The 23,772-nt window shown below is 70.6% G+C and carries 20 protein-coding genes; 10 read left to right on the top strand and 10 right to left on the bottom strand.

Annotated features, from left to right (window positions below; genetic code table 11):
- Positions 1 to 199 precede the first annotated feature (199 nt).
- The 6 genes from pgl to tkt all read right to left on the bottom strand — a co-directional run bounded on the left by pgl (position 200) and on the right by tkt (position 8,394).
- Positions 200 to 973 carry a 6-phosphogluconolactonase gene (pgl, locus tag R9X44_RS12365; protein WP_319814215.1) on the bottom strand — a complete coding sequence of 258 codons (774 nt, stop codon included), beginning with the start codon at positions 971 to 973 and terminating at the stop codon, positions 200 to 202.
- A complete protein-coding gene (locus R9X44_RS12360) occupies positions 970 to 1,956 on the bottom strand; it encodes a glucose-6-phosphate dehydrogenase assembly protein OpcA (RefSeq protein ID WP_319814214.1) in 987 nt (328 codons plus the stop codon). Before R9X44_RS12360 ends, pgl begins: the two co-directional genes overlap by 4 nt.
- A gap of 1 nt (position 1,957) precedes the next feature.
- Complete coding sequence (gene zwf, locus R9X44_RS12355; protein ID WP_319814213.1) at positions 1,958 to 3,508, bottom strand: glucose-6-phosphate dehydrogenase; 1,551 nt, start codon at positions 3,506 to 3,508, stop codon at positions 1,958 to 1,960.
- 110 nt (positions 3,509 to 3,618) lie between these two features.
- Positions 3,619 to 5,274, bottom strand: coding sequence for a glucose-6-phosphate isomerase (locus R9X44_RS12350; protein WP_319814212.1), 1,656 nt, complete (start codon positions 5,272 to 5,274; stop codon positions 3,619 to 3,621).
- Entirely contained in the window at positions 5,271 to 6,368 is a 1,098-nt protein-coding gene (tal, locus tag R9X44_RS12345; RefSeq protein WP_319814211.1) for a transaldolase, read from the bottom strand. Before tal ends, R9X44_RS12350 begins: the two co-directional genes overlap by 4 nt.
- A gap of 10 nt (positions 6,369 to 6,378) precedes the next feature.
- Positions 6,379 to 8,394, bottom strand: coding sequence for a transketolase (tkt, locus tag R9X44_RS12340; protein ID WP_413774940.1), 2,016 nt, complete (start codon positions 8,392 to 8,394; stop codon positions 6,379 to 6,381).
- A 467-nt stretch (positions 8,395 to 8,861) separates the two neighbouring features.
- On the opposite strand from tkt, the gene R9X44_RS12335 reads away from it, so the two are divergent.
- Both R9X44_RS12335 and R9X44_RS12330 read left to right on the top strand, forming a co-directional pair.
- A complete protein-coding gene (locus R9X44_RS12335; protein ID WP_319814231.1) occupies positions 8,862 to 9,782 on the top strand; it encodes a heme o synthase in 921 nt (306 codons plus the stop codon).
- Positions 9,783 to 9,847: 65 nt separating this feature from the next.
- The gene (locus R9X44_RS12330) at positions 9,848 to 10,993 is read left to right on the top strand and encodes a PrsW family intramembrane metalloprotease (RefSeq protein WP_319814209.1); all 1,146 of its coding nucleotides are present in this window, start codon (positions 9,848 to 9,850) and stop codon (positions 10,991 to 10,993) included.
- 251 nt (positions 10,994 to 11,244) lie between these two features.
- Here the strand turns inward: R9X44_RS12330 and R9X44_RS12325 are convergent, their stop codons facing one another.
- The 4 genes from R9X44_RS12325 to R9X44_RS12310 are packed head-to-tail and all read right to left on the bottom strand — an operon-like array spanning position 11,245 to position 14,832.
- The gene (locus R9X44_RS12325; protein ID WP_319814208.1) at positions 11,245 to 12,204 is read right to left on the bottom strand and encodes a COX15/CtaA family protein; all 960 of its coding nucleotides are present in this window, start codon (positions 12,202 to 12,204) and stop codon (positions 11,245 to 11,247) included.
- Between the two features lie 41 nt (positions 12,205 to 12,245).
- The gene (locus R9X44_RS12320) at positions 12,246 to 13,145 is read right to left on the bottom strand and encodes an EamA family transporter (RefSeq protein ID WP_319814207.1); all 900 of its coding nucleotides are present in this window, start codon (positions 13,143 to 13,145) and stop codon (positions 12,246 to 12,248) included.
- Positions 13,142 to 13,921 carry an ABC transporter permease gene (locus R9X44_RS12315; protein WP_319814206.1) on the bottom strand — a complete coding sequence of 260 codons (780 nt, stop codon included), beginning with the start codon at positions 13,919 to 13,921 and terminating at the stop codon, positions 13,142 to 13,144. The genes R9X44_RS12320 and R9X44_RS12315 overlap by 4 nt, the downstream gene beginning before the upstream one ends.
- On the bottom strand, positions 13,918 to 14,832 hold the full coding sequence (locus R9X44_RS12310; protein WP_319814205.1) for an ABC transporter ATP-binding protein: 915 nt from the start codon (positions 14,830 to 14,832) through the stop codon (positions 13,918 to 13,920). Before R9X44_RS12310 ends, R9X44_RS12315 begins: the two co-directional genes overlap by 4 nt.
- Positions 14,833 to 14,970: 138 nt before the next feature.
- Here R9X44_RS12310 and R9X44_RS12305 point away from each other — a divergent pair, with 138 nt between their 5' ends.
- The 8 genes from R9X44_RS12305 to R9X44_RS12270 all read left to right on the top strand — a co-directional run bounded on the left by R9X44_RS12305 (position 14,971) and on the right by R9X44_RS12270 (position 23,586).
- Positions 14,971 to 15,876 carry a F0F1 ATP synthase subunit gamma gene (locus R9X44_RS12305; RefSeq protein WP_319814204.1) on the top strand — a complete coding sequence of 302 codons (906 nt, stop codon included), beginning with the start codon at positions 14,971 to 14,973 and terminating at the stop codon, positions 15,874 to 15,876.
- Positions 15,877 to 15,961: 85 nt separating this feature from the next.
- Positions 15,962 to 16,258, top strand: a complete 297-nt coding sequence (locus R9X44_RS12300) for a DUF3040 domain-containing protein (RefSeq protein ID WP_319814203.1) — start codon at positions 15,962 to 15,964, stop codon at positions 16,256 to 16,258.
- Positions 16,259 to 16,473: 215 nt separating this feature from the next.
- On the top strand, positions 16,474 to 17,907 hold the full coding sequence (locus R9X44_RS12295; RefSeq protein WP_319814202.1) for an amino acid permease: 1,434 nt from the start codon (positions 16,474 to 16,476) through the stop codon (positions 17,905 to 17,907).
- A 13-nt stretch (positions 17,908 to 17,920) separates the two neighbouring features.
- Positions 17,921 to 19,165, top strand: a complete 1,245-nt coding sequence (locus R9X44_RS12290; RefSeq protein WP_319814201.1) for an arginine deiminase — start codon at positions 17,921 to 17,923, stop codon at positions 19,163 to 19,165.
- Between the two features lie 37 nt (positions 19,166 to 19,202).
- Positions 19,203 to 20,207, top strand: a complete 1,005-nt coding sequence (argF, locus tag R9X44_RS12285) for an ornithine carbamoyltransferase (protein WP_319814200.1) — start codon at positions 19,203 to 19,205, stop codon at positions 20,205 to 20,207.
- 2 nt (positions 20,208 to 20,209) lie between these two features.
- On the top strand, positions 20,210 to 21,145 hold the full coding sequence (gene arcC, locus R9X44_RS12280) for a carbamate kinase (RefSeq protein ID WP_319814199.1): 936 nt from the start codon (positions 20,210 to 20,212) through the stop codon (positions 21,143 to 21,145).
- Between the two features lie 78 nt (positions 21,146 to 21,223).
- Complete coding sequence (locus tag R9X44_RS12275) at positions 21,224 to 22,654, top strand: amino acid permease (protein ID WP_319814198.1); 1,431 nt, start codon at positions 21,224 to 21,226, stop codon at positions 22,652 to 22,654.
- Complete coding sequence (locus R9X44_RS12270) at positions 22,654 to 23,586, top strand: universal stress protein (RefSeq protein WP_319814197.1); 933 nt, start codon at positions 22,654 to 22,656, stop codon at positions 23,584 to 23,586. Before R9X44_RS12275 ends, R9X44_RS12270 begins: the two co-directional genes overlap by 1 nt.
- The last annotated feature ends 186 nt before the right edge of the window (positions 23,587 to 23,772 follow it).

Here is a 23,772-nt window from a genome sequence, read left to right as displayed (position 1 = left end):
CGCCCCTTGCGGGGAGAGCGCGCCCCTTGCGGGGAGAGCGCGCCCCTTGCGGGGAGAGCGCACCCCTTGCGGGGAGAGCGCGAGAGCGTGCTCCCTGCGGGGGAGGTTTGGTCCCTAAGAGGGGGTGTTGGCTTTGGGGGCTTGGGTTCTGGAAGGGGAATCCCTCGCAGGCCCGGAGGGACTGCGAGGGATTTGGGTGTTAGGGCAGGTGGGAGGCGGCGTCGCGGTCCAGGAGGTAGAGGGTCGTTTCGCGGCCGCGTGCGGTGGCGACGGGGGCCGTTGAGGGTGAGGCGTCGGAGAGGCCGAGGGCGACGGCTTCGGCCTTGCCCTCGCCCGCCGCGATGACCCACACCTCGCGGGCCGCCTGGATGACCGGGACGGTCAGGGACACGCGGATGGGCGGCGGTTTGGGCGAGTCGTGGACGCCGACGACCGTCAGCTTGTCCTCCAGGACGCCGGGCAGGCCGGGGAACAGGGACGCGATGTGGGCGTCGGGGCCGACGCCCAGCAGCAGCACGTCGAACGAGGGCGCTTCCACCAGCTCGTCCGACCTCGCGGTCTCGGGCCTTGCCGCCTCGCGCAGTTCGGCGGCGTGCCGGGCGGCCGCCGCCTCGACGTCGTCGCCGTCGGGCCCGTCGGACGCGGGCATCGGGTGCACCCGCGACGGGTCGAGCGGCACGAGGTCGAGCAGCGCCTGCCGCGCCTGCGTCTCGTTGCGTTCCGGGTCCCCCTCGGGAAGGAACCTCTCGTCCCCCCACCACACGTCGAGCCGCGCCCAGTCGACGGCGTCGCGGGCCGACGCCGCCGCGACCTCCGCCAGCAGCGCGATCCCGATGGTCCCGCCGGTCAGGACGACCGACGCGGTCTCCCGCTCGGCCTGGACGTCCACGATCCTGGTGATCAGCCGTGCCGCGACGGCCCTGGCGAGCAGGCGCGCGTCCTCGTGCACGATGACCCTGGGTGCTGCGTTCATGACCCCGCCTTCTTGCGCTGCGTGCGCGAGCGCGTTCCGTTCGGGGGGTCTTCAGGGGAGGCTTCGGGAGGAACCGACGTGTACTGCCGGTCGAACCGGGAGACCGCGTCGTGGTAGATCTCGTCGGGGTCGAGCCGCCGCAGCTCCTCGGCGAGCAGCTCCGACATGGGCCTGCGGTGCAGCGCGACCTGCCGGTCGGGCTGGCCGGGCCGGGAGATCGTGGCGACCCTGCCGTCGGGGCGGGTGACCGAGATCGGGCCCTCCCCGGTCTGCAGGACGACGGCGGTGATGCCGGGCCCGGTGGACATCGTCCGGGACGCCGGGACGTTCAGCCGTCCGCCGAGCCACGCCGCGAGCAGTTCCGCGCTCGGGCTGTCGGGCTCGGCCTGCACCTCGGCCGACAGGATCGGCGGGGTCTCCTGGTCGAGCGCCGACGCCAGCAGCGTCCGCCACGGGGTGAGCCTCGTCCAGGAGAAGTCGGTGTCTCCCGGCGTGTAGGACTGGTCGAGCTGGATGAGGGTGCCGAGCCTGTCCATGCCGGCGTAGGCGTCGGTGACGCGGCGCTGCGCGAGCGCGCCAAGCGGGTCCTCCGACGGGTGCGCCGGGGCCTGGCCCGGCCACCAGGTGACGACGGGGGCGTCCGGCACGAGCAGTGGCACCACGACGGAGTCGGCGTGCTGGGCGAGCGGACCGTACATGCGCAGGAGCACGGTCTCGCCGGGCCCGGTCTCGCCGATCCTTATCTCGGCGTCGAGCCGGGACGAGCTGCCGCGCGCGTCACGGGAGATGACGGTGAGGACCCGGCAAGGGTGCTCGCGCGCCGCCTCGGTGGCCGCGCGCAGCGAGTCGTACTGCGCCGACTCGTCGGTGACGATCACCAGGGTCAGCACCATGCCGACGGCAGGGCCGCCCATCTGGTGCCTGGCCTGGGTCAGCGCCTCCTGGATGCGGCGGGTGGTGGTCGCGGTGAGGTCGATGTTCACGTCAGATCCTCCGCCACGCGCGGCCGTCGCGCTTCATCATCAGGTCCGACGACTTCGGCCCGTATCCGCCTGACTTGTACTGGTCGGGACGGCCGTGCTCGGCCCAGTACTCCTCGACCGGGTCGAGGATCTGCCAGGACAGCTCGACCTCCTCCTGCCGCGGGAACAGCGGCGGGTCGCCGATGAGGACGTCGAGGATCAGCCGCTCGTACGCCTCGGGGGAGGATTCGGTGAACGACTCCCCGTAAGCGAAGTCCATGTTCACGTCCCGGACCTCCATCGCGGTGCCGGGCACCTTGGAGCCGAACCGCATGGTGATGCCCTCGTCGGGCTGGATGCGGAAGACCAGCGAGTTCTGGCCCAGCTCCTCGGTCTCGGTGTGCGAGAACGGCAGGTGCGGGGCGCGCTGGAACATCATCGCGACCTCGGTGGCGCGGCGCGAAAGCCGCTTGCCGGTACGCAGGTACCACGGGACGCCCGCCCAGCGCCGCGAGTCGATCTCCAGCTTGATCGCGGCGTAGGTCTCGGTGGTGGAGTTCGACGGGATGCCGTCCTCCTCCAGGTAGCCCTTGACGTCGACGCCGCCCTGCCAGCCCGCCGCGTACTGCCCGCGCGCGGTCGCCTTGCCCAGGTCGCCCTCGGGCAGCCTGACCGACGACAGCACCTTGGCCTTCTCCGCGCGCACCGCCTCGGCGCTGAACGACGTCGGCTCCTCCATCGCGGTCAGCGCGAGCAGCTGGAGCAGGTGGTTCTGGATGACGTCGCGGGCCGCGCCGATCCCGTCGTAGTAGCCCGCGCGGCCGCCGATGCCGATGTCCTCGGCCATGGTGATCTGCACGTGGTCCACGTACGACCGGTTCCAGATCGGCTCGAACATGGTGTTGGCGAACCGCAGCGCGAGGATGTTCTGGACGGTCTCCTTGCCGAGGTAGTGGTCGATCCGGAAGATCGACTCCTCGGGGAAGACCCGGTGCACGATGTTGTTCAGCTCACGCGCGCTCTTCAGGTCGTGGCCGAAGGGCTTCTCGATGACGACCCTGCGGAAGCTGTTCTCGGAACGTTCCGCCAGGCCGCTGCGCTGCAGCTGCTCCACGACGACGTCGAAGAACTTCGGGGGGATCGACAGGTAGAACGCGTAGTTCCCGCCGGTGCCGCGCGTCTCGTCGAGCTCCTTGACGGCCAGGGCGAGCGTGTCGAACGCGCCGGGGTCGCTGAACTCGCCGGGGACGAAGTGCATCCCCTCCGACAGGTGCCGCCACACGTCCTCCCGGAAGGGGGTGCGCGCGTGCTGCTTGACCGCCTCGTAGGCGACCTGCCGGAAGTCCTGGTTCTCCCAGTCGCGCCGGGCGAAGCCGACGAGCGAGAAGCCGGGCGGCAGCAGTCCGCGGTTCGCCAGGTCGTAGATGGCGGGGAGCAGCTTCTTGCGCGACAGGTCCCCGGTGACGCCGAACAGCACGAGCACGCTCGGCCCGGCGACGCGGGGAAGTCTCTTGTCGCGGGGATCGCGGAGCGGATTCCCGTCGATCCCGATCAGTTCTGCGGGCGAAGGCATGCCCGTCCCTTTCCTGCGTTCGTGGTGTCCATTGCGGTCAAGGAGGGGATCGACCGGTCTTGCGACGGCGGGAGCTGTGCGCCCGGTGGGTAGGCAGTCCGCCGCCAGGTTCAGTTTTTCAGTGCGTCGAGCAGTTGCGCCAGTCCCTCGGCGCGATCACGCAGGTGCAGCCGCACCGCGGGTCGTCCGCGCGAGCGCAGCGCCCGCAGATCGCCCGCGGCCTGCGCGAGCTGGAGGGTCCGGAACGTGTAGGGGCGTCCGGGAATCGGCACGTCGAGGGGCGCGGTCCCGGTGAGCTGGAGGTAGACGCCGTTGCGCGGGCCGCCCTTGTGGTACTGGCCCGTGGAGTGCAGGAAACGCGGCCCCCACCCGAACGTGACGGGCGCGGGCGGCAGGCCGAGCCGTTCGGCGCGCAGCGTCAGCAGCGCGCGCAGCCCCGCGGCCTCGGCGTCGTCCCCCGCGGGGTCGAGATAGGCCATGACGGCGAGGTAGCCGCGGTCGGGGACCGCGCCGAGCAGGGCGTCGAGCGCCTCGGTGAGGCTCGCGGGCGGGACGGCGAACGCGCCGCCCGCGTGGACCTCCACCGCGCCCTCCACGAAATCGGGCGCGCCGTCGTCGAGCGCGGCCTCGCCCTCGGTCTCGTAGGCGGCCAGCACAGCGCCCGTCCTGTCCTTGGACTCCTGCACGTCGGGCTGGTCGAACGGGTTGACGCCGATGACCCGCCCGGCGACCGCCGTCGCGTACTCCCACAGCAGGAACTGCGCGCCGAGCGGCCCCTTCACGGTCAGGGCGGCCGACTCGTAGTCGCCGAGCACCACGCCGCGCACGTCCGGCGCGGGCGCGAAGCCGGGGGCCTCGACGCCCTCCACCACGACCGGCAGGATGCCCTTGCCCTCCTTGCCGGTGGACTCCGCGACGAGCTGCTCGGCCCACTCGGCGAACCCTGAGACGCCCGAGCCGCCGTCGGCGATGAGCAGTTTGTCGCGGCCCGCCGACGCCGCGGTGCCCAGCGCCGCGCCGAGCGCGAGCGCCGGGTTGTCGTACGGCTGACGCAGCGACGGCGCGAGCGCCGCCGCCTCGTCGAGCAGCGTCCCGACGTCGGCCCCCGCGAGGCCCGACGGGACGAGCCCGAACGCCGACAGCGCGCTGTAGCGGCCGCCGACGTCCGGGTCGGAGAGGATCACGTGGTATCCGGCCTGGCGCGCGCTGTTCTCCAGCGGCGAGCCGGGGTCGGTGATCACCACGAACCTGCGGCGCAGTGCGTCGCCGGTGATCCCCGCCTCGCGGAAGGCGTGCTCGAAGACCCGCCGGTGGCTGTCGGTCTCGATGGTGCCGCCGCTCTTGGACGCCACGACGACCACGGTCCGCGCCAGCCGGTCGGCGACCGTCCGGGCGACCTGGCGGGGGTCGGTGCCGTCGAGGACCGCGAGCTCGACGCCCGCCGTCCTGGACACCACCTCCGACGCGAGGGAGGAGCCGCCCATGCCCGCGAGCACAAAACGGTCGAGCCCTTCGGCCCGGTACTCCTCGGCGAGCCGCGCCAGCGGCTCCACCAGCGCGCGCGACGTCTGGGGCAGGTCAAGCCACCCGAGCCGCCGGCTCGCCTCCTCGACCGCGTCAGGACCCCACAGCTGGGCGCTCTTGGCCGCAAGTGCGGCGGGGACGCCGTCGGAGGCGAGCCGCTGCAGCACGGTCTCGGTCTCCTCGACGGCGTCACCGCGCACGGTGACCGAAACGCCAGCCGCCGCCGTGACGACAGTGGTCACGCCTTGTCCTCCAGCTCGGCCTTGATCGTGTCGAGCAGCTGGTTCCAGGACACCTCGAACTTGTCGACGCCCTCGTCCTCGAGCACCCGGACGACGTCGTCGTAGTCGACCCCGGCGGCCTTCAGCTCGGCGAACAGCGCGTGCGCCGCCTCGTAGGTGCCCGCGATGGTGTTCCCGGTGACGACGCCGTGGTCGGCGGCGGCCTCGAGGGTCGCCTCCGGCATCGTGTTGACGGTGCCCGGCGCGACAAGCTCGGTCACATACAGCGTGTCGGGCAGCGCGGGGTCCTTCACGCCGGTGGACGCCCACAGCGGACGCTGCGGCCGCGCCCCGGCGTCGGCCAGGGCCTTCCACCGGTCGGAGGCGAACTTGCGCTCGTACAGCTCGTAGGCAAGACGCGCGTTGGCGACGCCCGCCTTGCCCTTCAGCTCGGGCTTGCCGAGCTTCTCCAGCCGCTTGTCGATCTCGGTGTCCACGCGGGAGACGAAGAACGACGCGACCGACTCGATCTCGTTGATGTCGTGGCCGTTCGCGCGGGCCTGCTCGAGCCCGGCGAAGTAGGCGTCGATCACCTCGCCGTAGCGCTCGAGCGAGAAGATCAGCGTGACGTTGACGCTGATGCCCTCGGCGAGCGTCGCGGTGATCGCGGGCAGGCCCTCGCGGGTCGCCGGGATCTTGATGAACAGGTTCGGCCTGTCCACCTGCCACCACAGCGCCTTGGCCTCGGCGATGGTCGCCTCGGTGTTGCGGGCCAGGCGCGGGTCGACCTCGATGGAGACCCTGCCGTCGACGCCGTCGGTGCGGTCGTAGACCGGGCGCAGCACGTCGCAGGCCCAGCGGATGTCGACCGACGGGATCGTGCGGGCGGCCTCCTCCACGCCGACGCCGCGCGAGGCCAGCTCGCGCAGCTGCTGGTCGTAGGCGTCGCCCTTGCTCAGCGCGCTGGCGAAGATCGAGGGGTTGGAGGTGACGCCGACGATGTGCTTGTCCTTGACGAGCGCGGCCAGGTTGCCGGTGCGCAGGCGTTCGCGGCTCACGTCGTCGAGCCAGATCGAGACGCCCTCGTCGGAGAGCTTCTTCAGGTTGTCAGTCACGGTTCTCAACTCATCCCTTGGCCTTGGCGAGGCTTTCACGGGCCGCGGCCACGACGGCCTCGTGAGTGAAGCCGAATTTCTCGAAGAGGGTCTGGTAGTCGGCCGACGCGCCGAAGTGCTCGAGGCTCACCGAGACGCCGGCGTCGCCGACGAAGCGGTGCCAGCCGAGGTTCACGCCGGCCTCGACCGAGACGCGCGCGCGGATCGCCGGGGGAAGGACCTCGTGCCGGTAGGTCTCGTCCTCCTCCTCGAACCACTCGACGCACGGCATCGACACCACGCGGGCGGGCGTGCCCTCGGCCTGCAGGACGTCACGGGCCGCCAGCGCGATCTGCACCTCGGAGCCGGTGGCGATGAGGATCACCTCGGGCGTGCCGCCGTCGGCCTCGGCGAGGACGTAGCCGCCCTTGGCGGTGCCGTCGGCGGGGGCGAGGACCTCGCGGTCGAACACCGGGAGCTTCTGGCGCGACAGGGCAAGGCCCGACGGCTTGTCGCCGCGCTCGAGGATCGAACGCCACGCGACGGCTGTCTCGTTGGCGTCGGCCGGGCGGACCACGTTGAGGCCGGGGATCGCGCGCAGCGCCCACAGGTGCTCGACGGGCTGGTGGGTCGGGCCGTCCTCGCCAAGGCCGATGGAGTCGTGGGTCCACACGTAGGTGACCGGCAACTCCATGATCGCCGCGAGTCGGACGGACGGGCGCATGTAGTCGGAGAACACGAGGAAGGTGCCGCCGTAGGGGCGGGTGCCGCCGTGCAGGGCGATGCCGTTGAGGATCGCGCCCATGGCGTGCTCGCGGATGCCGAAGTGCAGGGTCCGGCCGTACGGGCCGCCCTTCCAGTCGTTGGTCTGGAACTCCAGCGGGATGAAGGACTGCTCGCCCTTCATCGTCGTGTTGTTGGACTCCGCAAGGTCGGCCGAGCCGCCCCACAGCTCGGGCAGCACCGGGCCGATCGCGGAGAGCACCTCGCCGGACGCGGCGCGGGTGGCCAGGTCCTTGCCCGCCGGGAAGACCGGAAGCTTGGACGTCCAGCCCTCGGGCAGGCGGCGCTCGGCGATGCGGTCGTACTCGGCCGCGCGCTCGGGGTTGGCCGCGCGCCACGCCTGGTACTTCTCGTCCCACGCCTTGCGCTCGGCGACGCCGCGGTCGACGACCTTGCGGGCGTGCTCGAGCACCTCCGGCGCGACGTCGAAGGTCTTGTCGGGGTCGAGGCCGAGGATCTTCTTGGTGGCCGCGACCTCGTCGGCGCCCAGCGCGGAGCCGTGGATCTTGCCGGTGTCCTTCTTGTTCGGCGCGGGCCAGCCGATGACGGTGCGCAGTGCGATGAACGTCGGACGGCCGGTCTCCCGCTTGGCCGCCTGCATCACCTCGTACAGCCGCTTGACGTCCTCGACGTACTCGCCGGTCTTCAGCCAGTCCACCCGGACGGTGTCCCAGCCGTAGGCGGCGTAGCGGGCCAGCACGTCCTCCGACATCGCGATCTGCGTGTCGTCCTCGATGGAGATGCGGTTGTCGTCCCAGACCACCACGAGGTTGCCCAGCCGCTGGTGGCCCGCGATCGCGCTGGCCTCGTGGCTGATGCCCTCCTGGATGTCGCCGTCGGAGGCGAACGCCCAGATGGTGTGGTCGAAGGGGGACTCGCCGGCGGGCGCGTCCGGGTCGAACAGGCCGCGCTCGCGGCGCGCCGCCATCGCCATGCCGACGGCGTTGGCCAGACCCTGGCCGAGCGGCCCGGTCGTGGTCTCCACGCCGACGGTGAAGCCGTGCTCGGGGTGGCCCGGAGTCTTGCTGCCCCAGGTGCGCAGCGCCTTCAGGTCGTCGAGCTCAAGCCCGTAGCCGGACAGGTAGAGCTGGATGTACAGCGTCAGGCTCGAGTGGCCGCAGGACAGCACGAACCTGTCGCGGCCCGGCCACGCCGGGTCCGCGGGGTCGTGCTTGAGCACCTTGTTGAACAGGAGGTAGGCGGCCGGAGCCAGGCTCATCGCGGTGCCCGGGTGCCCTGAGCCCACCTTCTCGACGGCGTCCATCGCCAGGGCCCGGACGGTGTCCACGGCCCGGTCGTCAAGCTCGGACCAGTCAAGAGTGAGATTGTCGGTAGTCACCGGAGAACGTCGGTCCTTCCACAAGTTTCTTGGGTAATCGGGTCGACCACGCCCGTGCCCGAGGCGCTGATCTCTGCGAGCCTACTCATTATGGCCGTCGCATGGATTGGTCTAAACCAATCGACCCCGTTGGTCACGAACACCGAGCACATGCCCGATCATTCCGTGTCCAACACGTCGCGTGGGTCACCGGTGCGGGGGAGGCGACAGGTGAAACACGCACCCGATGATGGACCCCGCCGGAGGCGGCACTACAGTTGACCCGCGGTCGCCAGGGGCGTCCGCAGTCCAGTCGAGTGGTCAGTTGAGCAGAAGGCTTTCCAGTTGTGACGGTGCTCAGTAACCGGGCGGGCCAGGGCGCGGACGCCCTCGTCGAGGCGGACGCCGCCCCTATCCCCGTGGGGGCGCAGGGCCAGGAGGCGCCGCTCACGCTCGGCGCGAAGGTGCGCGCCTACATCGCGCTCACCAAGCCGCGGGTCATCGAACTCCTGCTGATCACCACGGTACCCGCCATGTTCCTGGCCGCCAAGGGCGTCCCGGACCTCGGCCTCGTCCTGGTGACGCTGGTGTGGGGCACCATGTCGGCGGGCAGCGCCAACGCGATCAACTGCTTCATCGACCGCGACATCGACGCCAAGATGCGGCGCACCCGACGCCGTCCGCTGGCCCGTCACCAGGTGAGCCCGCGCTCGGCGCTGGTGTTCGGCGTCGCGCTCGGCGTGCTGTCGACCGTCGGGTTCGCCCTGACGGTCAACGTGCTGGCCGCCGCGCTGTCGGTCTTCGCGATCCTTTACTACGTCTTCGTCTACTCGCTGGTGCTCAAGCGCCGCACGAAGCAGAACATCGTGTGGGGCGGCATCGCCGGGTGCATGCCCGTCCTGATCGGCTGGGGCGCGGTCACCGGGTCCCTCGCGCTCACCCCGTTCCTGCTGTTCGGCGTCGTCTTCCTGTGGACGCCCCCGCACACCTGGACCCTGGCGATGCGCTACAAGGAGGACTACGCCGCCGCCGGCGTCCCCATGCTGCCGGTCGTCGCCACCGACAAGCGCGTGGTCGTCGAGTGCGTGATCTACACCTGGGCGACCGTCGCGTGCTCGCTGGCCCTGTGGCCCGCCGCGGGACTGACCGCCATCTACGGGGCGGTCGCGGTGGTGCTCGGCCTGATCTTCGTGGTCGAGGCGCACCGGCTGCTGATCCGCGTCAACAAGGGCCTCACCGGCGCGCTGCTGCGGCCCATGCGGTTCTTCCACCTGTCGAACACCTACCTCGCGCTGCTGTTCACCGCGGTCGCGATCGACTTCCTGTTCCAGTGACCGGGCGGCCGCCCGAGGGGGAAGCCCCCTTAACGGGCAGGCCACCGGTCGACTACTCTCGCGGCATGACGACCCTCGATCCCCAGGCGATCCTGGACGGCCGGACCCCCGGCCGTCCTTCGGTGAAGCTGATCGTGGGGATGGTCGTCACCTCCACCTGCGCGCTGGCCACGCTCGCCCTGTTCGCCTTCCTCGGCCAGGGCGGCAACTTCTTCGTCGGCCTCGCGCTCGCCCTGGTCCCGGTGCCGATCCTGCTGTCGGCGGTGCTGCTGCTCGACCGGCTTGAGCCCGAGCCCGTCCGCGACCTTGTGTTCGCGTTCCTTTGGGGCGCGGGCGTGGCTGTCGTCGGGGCGCTGATCCTGAATACCCTCGGCTACAGATATGTCACCGCGCCGTTCTTCGGCGACGACCAGGGGCTGTTCTGGACCGCGACGGTCGGCGCGCCCGTCGTCGAGGAGTCGCTGAAGGGCGCGGTGCTCTTCGTCCTGCTGTGGTTCCGGCGCAACGAGATCGACGGGATCACCGACGGGATCGTCTACGCCGCGATGGTCGCGCTCGGCTTCGCGATGATGGAGAACATCTCCTACTACATGCAGGCGATCGACGACGGCGGTCAGGGCAAGCTCGAGGCGGTGTTCATCCTGCGCGGGCTGATCTCACCGCTCGGCCACCCGCTGTTCACGGCGATGACGGGCCTCGGCGTCGCCTGGGCGGCCAACCACCGGCGCGGCCGCGTCCCGGCCGTCGTGGCGGGCCTGCTCGCCGCGATCGCCCTGCACGCCCTCTGGAACGGCGCGGCCTCCTACGGCCTCACCGGCTTGGCCGTCGTGTACGTCCTTGACTTCTGTCTGCTGCTGGTCCTGCTGGCCCTGGTGTTCATGGAGCGCCGCGCCCTCGTCCACAAGATGGGCAGATACCTCCCCGCCTACGTCTCCACGGGCCTGGTCTCCCCCCAGGACATCGTCATGCTCGGCCACATCCAACGCCGCCGCGCCGCCCGCCGCTGGGCCAAGGGCATAGGCGGCAAAGGCGCCTCCCGAGCCATGTCCGACTACCAACTGGGCGCAACCGAGCTGGTCCTCCTCCACAAACGCCTGGACGCCGGCGTAATCGCCCCCGACTACTTCCAAACCCGCCGCACCGAACTCCTAAACCTCATGTCGGTGGCCCGCCAAGCCCTGCTTATTGCCACGGCTCCGCCGCGGCGGTGATTGGGCGCCGGGAAGTCGACGTCTTCCCTCCGGACTTGCTCGCCTGGCGGCTCCCAAGTCCTCCAGTCCAGACGGCGACGCGCCCAATCACTCTGGGGTCTTCCGCCCAAAGGCCGTGGCCCCGGCTGAGGAGGAACCCTCGCGGCTGTGTAGGGCCGGAGGCCGTGACCGGCGCAGCCGGAAGCGTCAGGGCCTTCGGCCGGAGCCCGCCCCCCGGAGCCTTGTGAGCCGCTAGGCGAGCGGGGCGGAGGTCAGGCTTTTTGGGGGGCGTCGGGGCGGATGCGTTGGGTGTAGAGGACGTTGAGGACTGCGATCCAGAGGAGGGCGGAGCCTAGGAGGTGGATGCCGACTAGAACTGCGGGGACTTCTAGGTAGTACTGGAGGTAGCCGATGGCGCCTTGGGCGACCAGGGCGGCCAGGAGGATGTGGACGGCTTGGCGGGGGCGGGTGGGGGTTTGGGTGCGGTGCATGAGGAAGGCGAGGGCGAGGGCTAGGGCGACTGTTAGCCAGGCCGTCAGGCCGTGGATGCGGGCGACGGTTTCGATTTCGAAGGGGAAGCGTTGGGCTTGGGCGTCGCCCGCGTGGGGGCCGCTGCCCGTCACCACGGTTCCGGCGGCCAGGACGGCGATCGTCGCCCAGACCAGGGCCGTGGTGGTCCAGCGGATCGCCGGGGTGACGATGCGGTGGGCGGGGCCGTCGCCCTCGCCGACGCGGACCCACAGCAGGAACGCGACGAAGATCATGCCGCTGGACAGCAGGTAGTGGGCCGAGACCGTGGCCGGGTGCAGCTTGGTGAGCACGGTGACGCCGCCGAGGCCGGCCTGGAGCAGCACCCCGACCGGCTGGAGCGCGGCCAGCACGACGAGTTCTGGCCGCTGCGGCCGCAGCCGCCGGGCCGCGACGAACACCGCGATCGCGACGGCCAAGACCGCGAAGGTCAGCATCCGGTTGCCGAACTCGATCGCCATGTTCAGCGGCGAGTGGCCCGGGTGGGCGGTCGGGATGAGGCTGTCCCCGGTGCATTTGGGCCAGGTCGGGCAGCCGAGCCCGGACGCCGAGAGCCGCACCGCGCCCCCGGTGAAGATGATTCCCGCGTTGGCCACGACCCCGCCGAGCGCCAGCAGGCGCAGCGAGGCTGTGGTGGGGTTCCAGACGGCGTCACGCGCCCTGGCCAGCGGAGTCCTGCTCTTGTCAACGGTCGTCACTGCCACGGCCTCATCGTAGGACCGCCTTTCCGGTGGCCCGACCCGGGTCAGCTTCTCGCGCTCCGCGTCGCTCCGGCGCAGGCCAGCATGACGGCCCCGATCGCCAGCCACTGCACCGCCGACAGGTGCTCGCCGAGCAGCAGCACCCCGACGAGCGCGGCGACGGCGGGCTCGAGGCTCATCAAGATCCCGAACACGCCCTGCGGAATCCGTCGCAGCGCCTCAAGCTCAAGGGTGTACGGCACGACCGACGACAGCAGCCCGACCCCGATGCCCAGCGCGAGCAGCTCCGGCGTCAGCACCGACCATCCGGCGTCGTGCAGCGCCACGATCCCGGGCGGCAGGACGAGCGCCGTCGCGATCACACTGGCCAGCGCGAGGCCGGTGGCGCCGGGCAGACGCCGTCCGGCGGCCGCCGCCGCGTAGATGTACAGCGCCCATCCGAGCCCCGCCAGCAGCGCCCACAGGACCCCGGGGACGTTGACGTCACCGCCGTCACGGGCCAGCGCGACGACCCCGCCGAACGCCAGCGCCGCCCACACCAGGTCACGCGGCCTGCGCGACGCGATGACCGCCACGGACAGCGGCCCAAGGAACTCGATCGTGACGGCGATGCCGAGCGGGATGTGCTGGAGCGACTGGTAGATCGAGAAGTTCATCAGGGCGAGGGACCCGCCGAGCGCGGCCGCCGCGCCCAGATCCCGTCGCGACGCCCCCCGCACGACCCGCCAAAGCCGACGCCGCACGACAAATCCCACGATCACCGCAGATGCCGCGAGCCGCAGCACCACGATCGAGGACGGCGGCATCCTGTCGAACATGCCCTTGGCAAGGCCCGCGCCGATCTGGACCGACAGAATCCCGCACAGCACGAGCAGGGACGGCGGTACCGAGCCGAGCCCGAGGATGCCCCCGGACCGCGCCTCGCCCGCCTGCGGCGCGCTCACTCCCACCGGAAGAAACGGGCGGCGAGCGCGAGCCCCGCGACGGCCCAGACGGCGAGGATCAGCAGCGGCCCGCCCGGCAGCGCGGCCCCGTCGGCGAGCACGGCGCGCAGCGCGTTCGACAGCGCCGAGATCGGCAGCAGCTCGAGCACCGACGCCAGACCAGAGGGGAACTTGTCCAACGGGAACACCACGCCGCCGAGCACGAGCAGCAGCAGGTAGACGAGGTTGGCGGCGGCCAGCGTCGCCTCAGCGCGCAGGGTCCCGGCCATGAGCAGCCCGAACCCGCTGAACGCCGCGGTCCCGAGCAGCACCGCGAGCACGGCCGCCGCCGGGTTGCCCGAAGGGTTCCACCCGAGCGTGAACGCCACCGCGACGATCACCACAGCCTGGATCAGCTCGACGAGCACGACGGTGAGGGTCTTGGCGAGGATGAGGCCCGAGCGCGGCAGCGGCGTCGCGCCGAGCCGCTTGAGGACGCCGTAGCGCCGCTCGAAGCCCGTCCCGATGGCCTGGCCGGTGAACGCCGTCGACATGACGGCAAGGGCCAGCACGCCGGGCGTGAGGAAGTCCACCCGCGCGCCCTCGCCGAGGTCGAGCAGCGACGTGAGGCTGAACACGGTGAGCAGCAGCACAGGGATGATCAGCGTGAGCAGCAGCTGTTCGCCGTTGCGCAGCACGGCCTTCAGCTCGTAGGCGGTCTGTGCGGCGACCATGCGGGCGAGCGGCGCGGCGGCCGGGCGCGGGGCGAGGTCGAGTGCCAGGTCCGGGGCGGTCATCCGCGCAGCTCCCTGCCGGTCAGTTCGAGGAACACGTCTTCCAGGGTGCGGCGCTCGATCCGCAGGTCTTCGGCCAGGACGCCGTGGGCGGCGCACCATGCCGTCACCGTCGCGAGGAGTTCGGGGCCGACCTCGCCCTCGATCAGGTAGTGCCCGGCCGGGGACTCCTTGGCGGCGCTTCCGGCGGGCAGGGCGTTGAGCAGCTCGTCAAGGCCGAGTCCGGTGCGGGCGCGGAACCTCAGCTGGTGCTCGGCCCCGGTGAGCTGGGCGGGCGGCCCGTCGGCGACGACCCGGCCCCGGTCGATGATCACGATGCGGTCGGCGAGCTGTTCTGCCTCGTCCATGAAGTGCGTGGTGAGCAGCACCGAGACGCCCGCCGCGCGCAGGTCGCCGACGAGGTCCCAGGTGGCGCGGCGCGCCTGCGGGTCGAGGCCCGCGGTGGGCTCGTCAAGGAAGACGAGTTCGGGACGCCCGACGATCGCCGCGGCGAGCGACAGCCGCTGCTGCTGGCCGCCCGACAGCCGCCGGTAGGGCGTGGCGGCGTGCTCGGTGAGGCCGAGCCGCGCCAGCAGCGCGGCGGGGTCGAGCGGGTGGGCGTGGAAGGACGCCATGAGGCGCAGGAACTCCCCGGCCTTGGCGGTGCCGGGCACCCCGCCCGTCTGCGGCATCACCCCTACGCGCGCCCGCAGCGCGCGGTCCCCGGGCGCCAGCCCCAGGACGCGGACGGTCCCGCCGTCATGGCTCCGGTACCCCTCGCAGATCTCCAGGGTGCTGGTCTTGCCCGCGCCGTTCGGGCCGAGCAGGGCGGTGACCTCGCCCCTGCGCGCGGTGAAGGACAGGCCCGCCACCGCTTCGGTCCTCCCGTAGCGCTTGACCAGGCCGGTGATCTCCAGTGCGGGGGGTTCTGCCATGCGAGGCAGTCTAGATGCGGCCTTCCGGGGCTCAGGCACGGGCCACGGGTAAAGGGGAACGTCGGAGCGGTGCTGGACACGGCCAATTCCGCGCCGCCCGACGCCCCGGGCGGGCCGTCGTCTGGCACCGTCTGAGATATGGGGGCTGAACTTAGGAAGCTGCGCGGCAGGATCCGCTCGATCAGCGCGACCGCCAAGATCACCAGGGCGCAGGAGCTGATCGCGGCGTCGCGCATCTCGCGGGCGCAGGCGCGCCAGGCCGCGTCACGGCCCTACGCGCGGCAGATCACGCGGGCGGTCAGCGCGCTGCTGACGCACAACGTGCACGAGGACCACGCGCTGCTGAACCGCAAGCCCGACGCGTCACGCGTCGCGATCTTCATGATCACCGGCGACCGCGGCTTCTGCGGCGCGTACAACGCCAACGTCCTGCGGCACGCCAACGCGCTGGAGAAGATGCTCAAGGCCGAGGGCAGGGAGGTCGTCTTCTACCTGTTCGGCGGGAAGGGCGTAGACAACTTCCTGTACAACCACCGTCCCATCGAGCGGTACTGGACGGGCGAGAGCGCCGAGCCGTCTTACGCGACCGCAGCCGAGATCGGCAGGACGCTGGTCGAGCGGTTCGACACGCCGACGGCCGAGGGCGGCGTCGGCGAGGTCCACGTCATCTACACGCGGTTCGTGTCGATGATCAGCCAGGAGCTGACGGTCCGGCGCATCCTCCCCCTGGAGATCGAGGACGTCGAGGCCGAGCCCGGTGAGGCCCCCGCCGCGACCTATGACTTCGAGCCGACCATCGGCGACGTCCTCGACGCGCTCATCCAGCAGTACGTGCGCGGCCGTATCTGGAACATGCTCCTTGAGTCCGCCGCGTCCGAGCATGCCGCGCGCCGCCAGGCGATGATGGCGGCCACCGACAACGCCAACGACCTGATCTTCCGGCTGACCCGACGCGCCAACGAGGCACGCCAGGCCGAGGTGACGAACGAGCTGATCGACATCGTCAGCGGCGCGAACGCGCTGACCGCCCAGCGCGGCGAGTGAAGGAGATCGCTTTTTTGGAAAGTTTCCCCATGTTCGGGTAAACCGGTCGACGCCGGTCGTTCGGGACTATTCATGGGAAACGCATATGGATCAGGAGCGGGGGCCGGAGACGGCCCATGAGGACGTGCCGCTGAGCGCCGCGGAGCGCGCGGCGGTGGCGGAACTCGCCGGGCGCGTCGCGGCCGAGGACCCCGAGTTCGCCCGCCGCCTCGACCGCTTCGGCGGCTACGACGTCAGCCCCCTGGGCCTGCCCTCGCGCTGGACGGCGGTGCCCGCGGCCCTCGTCGCGGCCCTGATCGCCCTCGGCGCGCTGTTCGGCATGACGGTCGGCGCGGACGAGCCCCCGGCCCCCGGCTCGATGAACTCCCTCCGCCTGGAGTAGCCGCCCGACGGCCCCCGCCCGGCCCCGAGGGTCAAGCGGAAATCCCCCACCCCTAAAGGCTCCGGCAATACGGATATTGCTCCCAGATCTTCGCCCTTTTTGTCGGAATTCAGGAAGAGTTTCGGTTCCTGAGCCTTCGGGGAGGCAGATCCTGTCGGGAATCTTGTCCACCGGAAGCCTTTTTCTGGGGACTCGCTGTCAGTTCGGGGGGCGACATGGGGGAGCCGCGCGCTCACGCAGGCCCGCCTGCGTCCGGGGCGACCGCGCCGGGGCCCGAGGACACCGGCGGCGGTGACGTCTCCGCCGGGGGAAAACTCGGGCTGCCGGGTGCGATCGCGCTGGTCATCGGCAACATCGTCGGCACCGGCATCTTCCTGCTGCCGTCGTCGCTCGCCGCCATCGGGACGGTGAGCGTCCTCGTCCTGCTGCTGGTGACACTCGGCGCGATCGCCCTCGCCGTCGTGTTCGGCAGGCTCGGCAACCGCATCCCCGCGGGCGGCGGCCCCTACGCCTACGCCCGTGACGCGTTCGGCGAGTTCGCCGGCTTCTGGGTCGCGTGGTCGTTCTGGCTGACGGCGTGGATCGGCAACGCGGGCATCGCGTTCGCCTGGGTCGGCTATGTGAACTCCCTGTTCGGGTGGCGCGCCGACAACCCGCTCCAGAACATCCTCATCGGCCTGGTCGGCCTGTGGATTCCGGCGTTCGTCAACCTCAGCGGCGTGAAGAACATCGGCCTGTTCCAGATGGTCACCACCGTCCTGAAGTTCGCGCCGCTGCTGTTCGTCGGCATCGTCGGCCTGTTCTTCATCAAGGGCGCGAACTTCCCCGAGTGGAACGCCACGGGCGGCTCCCAGTGGAACGCGATCGCGCTCGCGGCGGGCCTCATCCTGTTCGCCTACTCCGGCATGGAGAGCGTGACGATCGTCGCCGAGCGCATCAAGGACCCGGCGCGCAACATCGGCAAGGCGAGCATCTACGGCGTCCTGGCCTGCGCGGCGATGTACCTGCTCGCCACCCTCGCCATCTTCGGCACCGTGCCGGCCGGGCAGCTGGAGAACTCCACCGCCCCCTTCGCCGACGCCATCAACAACATGTTCGGCGGCGGCATCTGGGGCAAGGTGATGGCCGCGTGCGCCGTCATCTCCGGCATCGGCGCGCTGAACGGCTGGACGATGCTCGTCGCCGAGATGCCGATGGCCGCCGCCCAGGACAGGATGTTCCCGACCCCGTTCGCCAGGCTGTCGCGGCGCGGCGCGCCGGTCTTCGGCATCCTGCTCGGCACGGTCCTCACCTCGCTGATGCTGGTGTACGCCTACCTGGGCTCGGAGAACGGCTTCGACACGATCCTGCTGCTCGCGTCGTTCACCACCGCGATCCCGTACTTCTTCTCGGCCGGGGCGCAGCTGTTCTGGCTCGTCACCGGCGGCCGCCAGGTCAACCGGGGACGGCTCGCGCGCGACCTCGCCATCGCCGGGCTCGCGCTGCTGTTCGGCGCGTGGATCGTCTACGGCGCGGGGGCCGACGCGGCCCTGTACGGAATGCTCATGATGCTGGTCGGCGTCCCCGTCTACATCTGGGTCAAGGCAAAACGCGGCGAGTACGGGCCTGGCGAGCGCCGCCGTGCCGTCACCCGCGACGAGACACTCTGAGGGAGGGAATCCCATGGTCTTCCACGTCGATTCCGAGGTCGGCCGGCTCAAGCAGGTGCTGCTGCACAAGCCGGAGCTCGCGCTGAAGCGGCTGACGCCGTCGAACAAGGACGAACTGCTCTTTGACGACGTGCTCTGGGTCGAGCGCGCCAAGGAGGAGCACGACGAGTTCCGCGAGCTGCTGGAGAGCCGCGGCATCCGCGTCCACATGCTCGCCGACCTGCTGCGCGAGACCATCGGCATCCCCGAGGCCAAGAAGCACATCCTCGACCACATCATCGACGACCGCTTCTTCGGCCCGCTGGCCACCGACGCGATCCGCAACACGCTCGACGCGATGGACGACACCGACCTCGGCTGGACCCTGACGGGCGGCATCACCAAACGCGAGATGCTCCAGCGGATGCCCGAGCCGAAGTCCATCGCCTTCCACTCGATGGAGATCGACGCATTCGTCCTGCCGCCGCTGCCGAACCACCTGTTCACGCGGGACACCTCGTGTTGGGTCTACGACGGCCTGTCCATCAACGCGATGCGCAAGAAGGCGCGGATGCGCGAGACGACCAACATGGAGGCGATCTACCGGTACCACCCGATGTTCGCGTCCGGCTACGACAGGCCCGAGCGGGGCGGCTTCCACGTCTGGAACCACGGCTCGGTGTCGGCCCCGGCGACGCTCGAGGGCGGCGATGTGCTCGTCATCGGGGAGGGCGCGGTGCTGATCGGCATGAGCGAGCGCTCCCAGCCGCAGTCGGTGGAGATGCTCGCGCACAACCTGTTCAAGGCCGGGTCGGCGCGCAAGATCGTCGCGCTGAACATGCCGAAGGCGCGCGCGTTCATGCACCTCGACACGGTGATGACGAACATCAGCCCCGGCGTCTTCACCAAGTACGCGGGCATGGGGATGCTCTCGTCGTACACGATCGAGCCCGGCGACACCGAGAAGGAGCTGAAGGTCACCGACCACGCGCCGGAGGACATGCACCGGGCGATCGGCCGGGCCATCGGCATCGACGAGATCAAGGTGCTCACCGCCACCCAGGACGTCATGGCGGCCGAGCGCGAGCAGTGGGACGACGGGTGCAACGTGCTCACCCTCGAGCCCGGCGTCGTCGTCGCCTACGAGCGCAACACCACGACCAACAACTTCCTGCGCCGCAACGGCGTCGAGGTGCTCACCATCAAGGGCAGCGAGCTGGGACGCGGGCGCGGCGGCCCGCGCTGCATGTCGTGCCCCATGGAGCGCGAAGCGAACTGACGGCGGGCCGACCACGGGACATTCGGGGGAATGCATCATGGGTTTCAATCTGCGCGGCCGCTCGTTCCTGCGGGAACTGGACTTCACGCCCAAGGAGTGGCGGTTCCTGCTCGATCTGTCGGCCGACCTGAAGGCCGCCAAGTACAGCGGCTCGGAACAGCGGCGGCTCCAGGGCAAGAACATCGCCCTCATCTTCGAGAAGACCTCGACGCGCACCCGCTGCGCGTTCGAGGTAGCCGCGCACGACGAGGGCGCGTCCACGACCTACCTCGAGCCGACGGGCTCGCAGATCGGCCACAAGGAGTCGATGAAGGACACCGCCCGGGTGCTGGGCAGGATGTTCGACGCGATCCAGTACCGAGGGAGCGGGCAGCACAACGTCGAGGAGCTCGCGGAGTACGCGGGGGTGCCCGTCTACAACGGGCTCACCGACCAGTGGCACCCCACCCAGATGCTCGCCGACCAGCTCACGATGCTCGAGCACTGCGACAAGCCGCTGCGCGACATCACCTTCGCCTACCTCGGCGACGCGCGCTTCAACATGGCCAACTCCTACATCGCGGCGGCGGCGATCACCGGGATGAACTGCCGGATCGTCGCGCCGAAGGAGCTGTGGCCCGACAAGGACTTCGTGGTGAAGCCGTCGAAGGAGGTCGCGGCGCGTACCGGGGCGGACATCCGGATCACCGAGAAGGTCGGCGAGGGCGTCAAGGGGGCCGACTTCGTGCTCACCGACGTGTGGGTCTCCATGGGCGAGCCGAAGGACGTGTGGAAGGACCGGGTCAAACTGCTGCGGCCCTACCAGGTCAACACCGACGTGCTGAAGATGACCGGGAACCCCGACGTCAAGTTCATGCACTGCCTCCCGGCGTTCCACAACCGGGAGACCGTCGTCGGCGAGGACATCTTCCAGAAGACCGGCATGGACGGCCTCGAGGTCACCGAGGAGGTCTTCGAGTCCGACCGCTCGATCGTCTTCGACGAGGCCGAGAACCGGATGCACACCATCAAGTCGGTCCTCGTCGCCACGTTGGGGCACTGACGATGCGCGTCGTCGTCGCCCTCGGGGGCAACGCCCTGCTGAAACGGGGCCAGAAACCCGACGCCGACGTCCAGCGGGACAACGTGATGACCGCGGTGCGGTCGCTCGCGCCGCTCGCCGCCGCGCACGAGCTCATCATCACCCACGGCAACGGCCCGCAGGTCGGGGTCCTCGCACTGGAGAGCGCCAACGACCCCAACCTGAGCAGGCCCTACCCGTTCGACACGCTCGGCGCGATGACCGAGGGCATGATCGGCTACTGGATGCTCCAGGCGCTGCAGAACGCGCTGCCGGGGCGGCAGATCGTCTCGATGGTCAACCAGACGCTGGTGTCCGTCACCGACCCCGCCTTCCAGAACCCGACGAAGTTCGTCGGCGAGGTGTACACGAAGGACGAGGCCGAGAAGCTCGCGCGGGCCAACGGGTGGGCCGTCAGACCCGACGGGGACCACTACCGGCGGGTGGTGCCGTCGCCGGTGCCGCAGCGCGTGGTGGAGACGCGGCTGATCCGGGGGCTCGTGCGTCAGGGCGTCATCGTGGTGTGCGCGGGGGGCGGCGGAGTGCCCGTCGTCCGCAACGAGAAGGGGCAGCTGGAGGGCGTCGAGGCCGTCATCGACAAGGACCTCACCGGCTCCCTGCTCGCCGAGGCGCTCGAAGCCGACGCGTTCCTCATCCTCACCGATGTGCCCGAGGTGCTGCGCCACTACGGGACGCCGCAGCAGGAGGCGATCCGGCACACCACCCCGCACGAGCTGCGCGCCGAGCAGTTCCCCGCGGGCTCGATGGGGCCGAAGGTCGAGGCGGCGTGCGGGTTCGTCGAGCGCACCGGCGACATGGCCGCCATCGGCAGCCTCGACCAGTGCACCGAGATCCTCCAGGGCGTGCGCGGCACGATCATCACGCCCAACGCCACATGGCCGCTGGCCAGCACCTTGTAGCGGCGAAGCGGCCGACGGGGACGCGTGGCGCGCGCCCCCGTCGGCGGCCCTTCCTGCCCACCTTCCTCGGGAGACCGCGTGGAGACGTCCTTCTGGCACAGCCTGTGGCGGACCAAACCCGTCGAGCAGATCGTCGGCGAGGGCGGCGACGGCGAGGGCGGCGGCCTCAAGCGCTCGATGACGCTGATCCAGCTCACGTTCTTCAGCGTCGGCGCGACCCTCGGGACCGGCATCTTCGTCGTCATGGGGGAGGCGACGCCGCTCGCCGGACCGGCCGTCGTGCTGGCGTTCCTTCTGTCGGCTATCACTGCGTTGTTCTCGGCGTTGTCTTACGCGGAGCTCGCGGGGACGATCCCTGTGTCGGGGTCCTCGTACTCGTACACGTACGCGACCATGGGCGAACTCGTCGCGTGGGTGTGCGGGTGGTGCCTTGTGCTGGAGTACGGCGTCTCGGTTTCTGCGGTCGCGGTCGGGTGGGCGCAGTACCTCAACGACTTCCTCGACAAGGCGTTCGGCTTCAAGATCCCCGTCGCGTGGTCACAAGCCCCCGACAAGGGCGGCATCATCAACATCACCGCGGTCCTCATCGTCGCGGCGATGACGCTGCTGCTCATCCGGGGGGCGTCGGAGAGCGCCAAGGTGAACACCGCGATGGTGTTCTTCAAGATCGGGCTGCTGGTCTTCTTCATCGTCGTCGGCTTCACCGGGTTCACGTCGGGCAACCTCACGCCGTTCATGCCGCTCGGCGTCGCGGGGGTGAGCGCGGCGGCGTCGCAGGTGTTCTTCTCCTACATCGGCTTCGACGCGGCCTCCACGGCGGGCGAGGAGGCCAAGAACCCCAAACGCGACCTGCCGCTCGCGATCATCCTGTCGCTGGCGATCGTCACGGTCATCTACGTGCTCGTCGCGCTCGTCGCCGTCGGCGCGATGCCGTGGCAGGAGCTCGACAGCGACACCGAGGCGTCGCTGTCGGCGATCCTCACCGAGGTCACCGGGGCGACCTGGCCGGCGCTGCTGCTGTCGGCGGGGGCCGTCATCGCCATCACCAGCGTCGTCCTCACCGTGCTGTACGGGCAGACCCGCATCCTGTTCGCGATGTCGCGCGACGGGCTCATGCCGCCGCTGTTCCGGCGCGTCGACCGGCGCACGTCGGTGCCCGTCGCCAACACCATCGCGGTCGGGCTGTTCGTCTCCGTCCTGGCCGCGCTCGTCCCCCTCGACCACCTCACCGACGCGACGAGCATCGGCACCCTGTTCGCGTTCGCGCTCGTCAACCTCGGCGTCATCGTCCTGCGCCGCACCAAGCCCGACCTCCCGCGCAGCTTCCGCACCCCGCTGTACCCGCTCACCCCGGCCCTCGGCGTGTTCTTCTGCATCTACGTCATGCAGGGACTGCGCTCGATCACATGGCTCGTCTTCGCCCTGTGGACGCTGGCCGGGCTCGCCTTCTACTTCGGCTACAGCCGCAGGCACTCGCGCCTGCGGCGGGACGCAAAGGAGACGCGCTGATGGCGACCGCCGCGGCCGACAAGGACAAGATCTCCGACAGGGTGCTCGTCGGGTACATCGACGACCGCAGGGGAGCCGACGCGATCGCGTTGGGCGCGTGCGCGGTGCGGGGGCTTGATGTCGAACTCGTCCTGGGGCACGTCCGGGTGACCGCGTGGCCGGCCGTGCCCGGGCCCGGGCACGTCGACGCCGAGTGGGAGCGGTTCCTTGAGGAGCAGGCCCAGGACGTCCTGGCCAAGGGGGCGCGGCTCGCGATCGAGCGGGGGGTCGAGCCGACGGACCTGCGCGTCATGGCACAGCGGGGGAGCGGACGGGGGCTTGCCGCCCTCGCCCGGAAGGTGAAGGCGCGCGCGGTCGTCATCGGGTCGGCCCCGGGCGGTCCGCGCACCGGCATCTCGCTCGGCAGCACCGCCGACCAGCTCCTGCACGGCTCGCCGGTGCCCGTCATGATCGCGCCGAAGGGCTTCGCCGACCGGGGCGTCACCGCCTTCGACCGCGTCACCTGCGCCTACCTGCGCGTCCCGGAGTCCACCCACGCCGTCGCGGCCGCCGCCGCCATCGCCGCCCGCCGCCGCATCCCCCTCCGCCTCCTCACCTTCGCCGTCGACTCCCCCGTCCGAGGCAAAGGCTCCGCCGTCCTGGCCGAACAACAACTCCGCCGCCTGGTAGACGCCCTGGAAACCGACCTGGCCCAAGCCGCCCGCGAAGCCGCAGCCGGCAGCACCCTCACCAAACGCGACGTAATCACCCAAGTAGCCGAAGGCCGAGACGCCGCCCAAGCCGTCCACTCCGCCGGCTGGACCGAAGGCGACCTCCTGGTCTGCGCCTCCAGCACCTCAGGCCCCCTCCGCCGAGTCTTCATGGGCGACATGTCCATGAAAATCCTCCGCGCCATCCCCTCCCCCGCCCTAATCCTCCCCCGCCCCACCTAACCCCACCCCCAACAACCCCCCCACCCAACCCAAACCCACCACCCACCAACAACCCCCAGCAAAGCCCCCCACCCACACCCTCACCCAGCCCCCCGCCAACCTCCCCGCCAAGCCACAACCCCCGCCACTAACCCCAGCCATCCCACAACCCCAGCCCTATCGCCCATCGCCCCGCAACAAAGACCC

The organism is Actinocorallia sp. A-T 12471 (assembly GCF_033875155.1).
Lineage (GTDB): Bacteria > Actinomycetota > Actinomycetes > Streptosporangiales > Streptosporangiaceae > Actinocorallia.
Note: the sequence above shows the minus strand (reverse complement) of the source record. Positions and strands in the feature narration are given on the sequence as shown.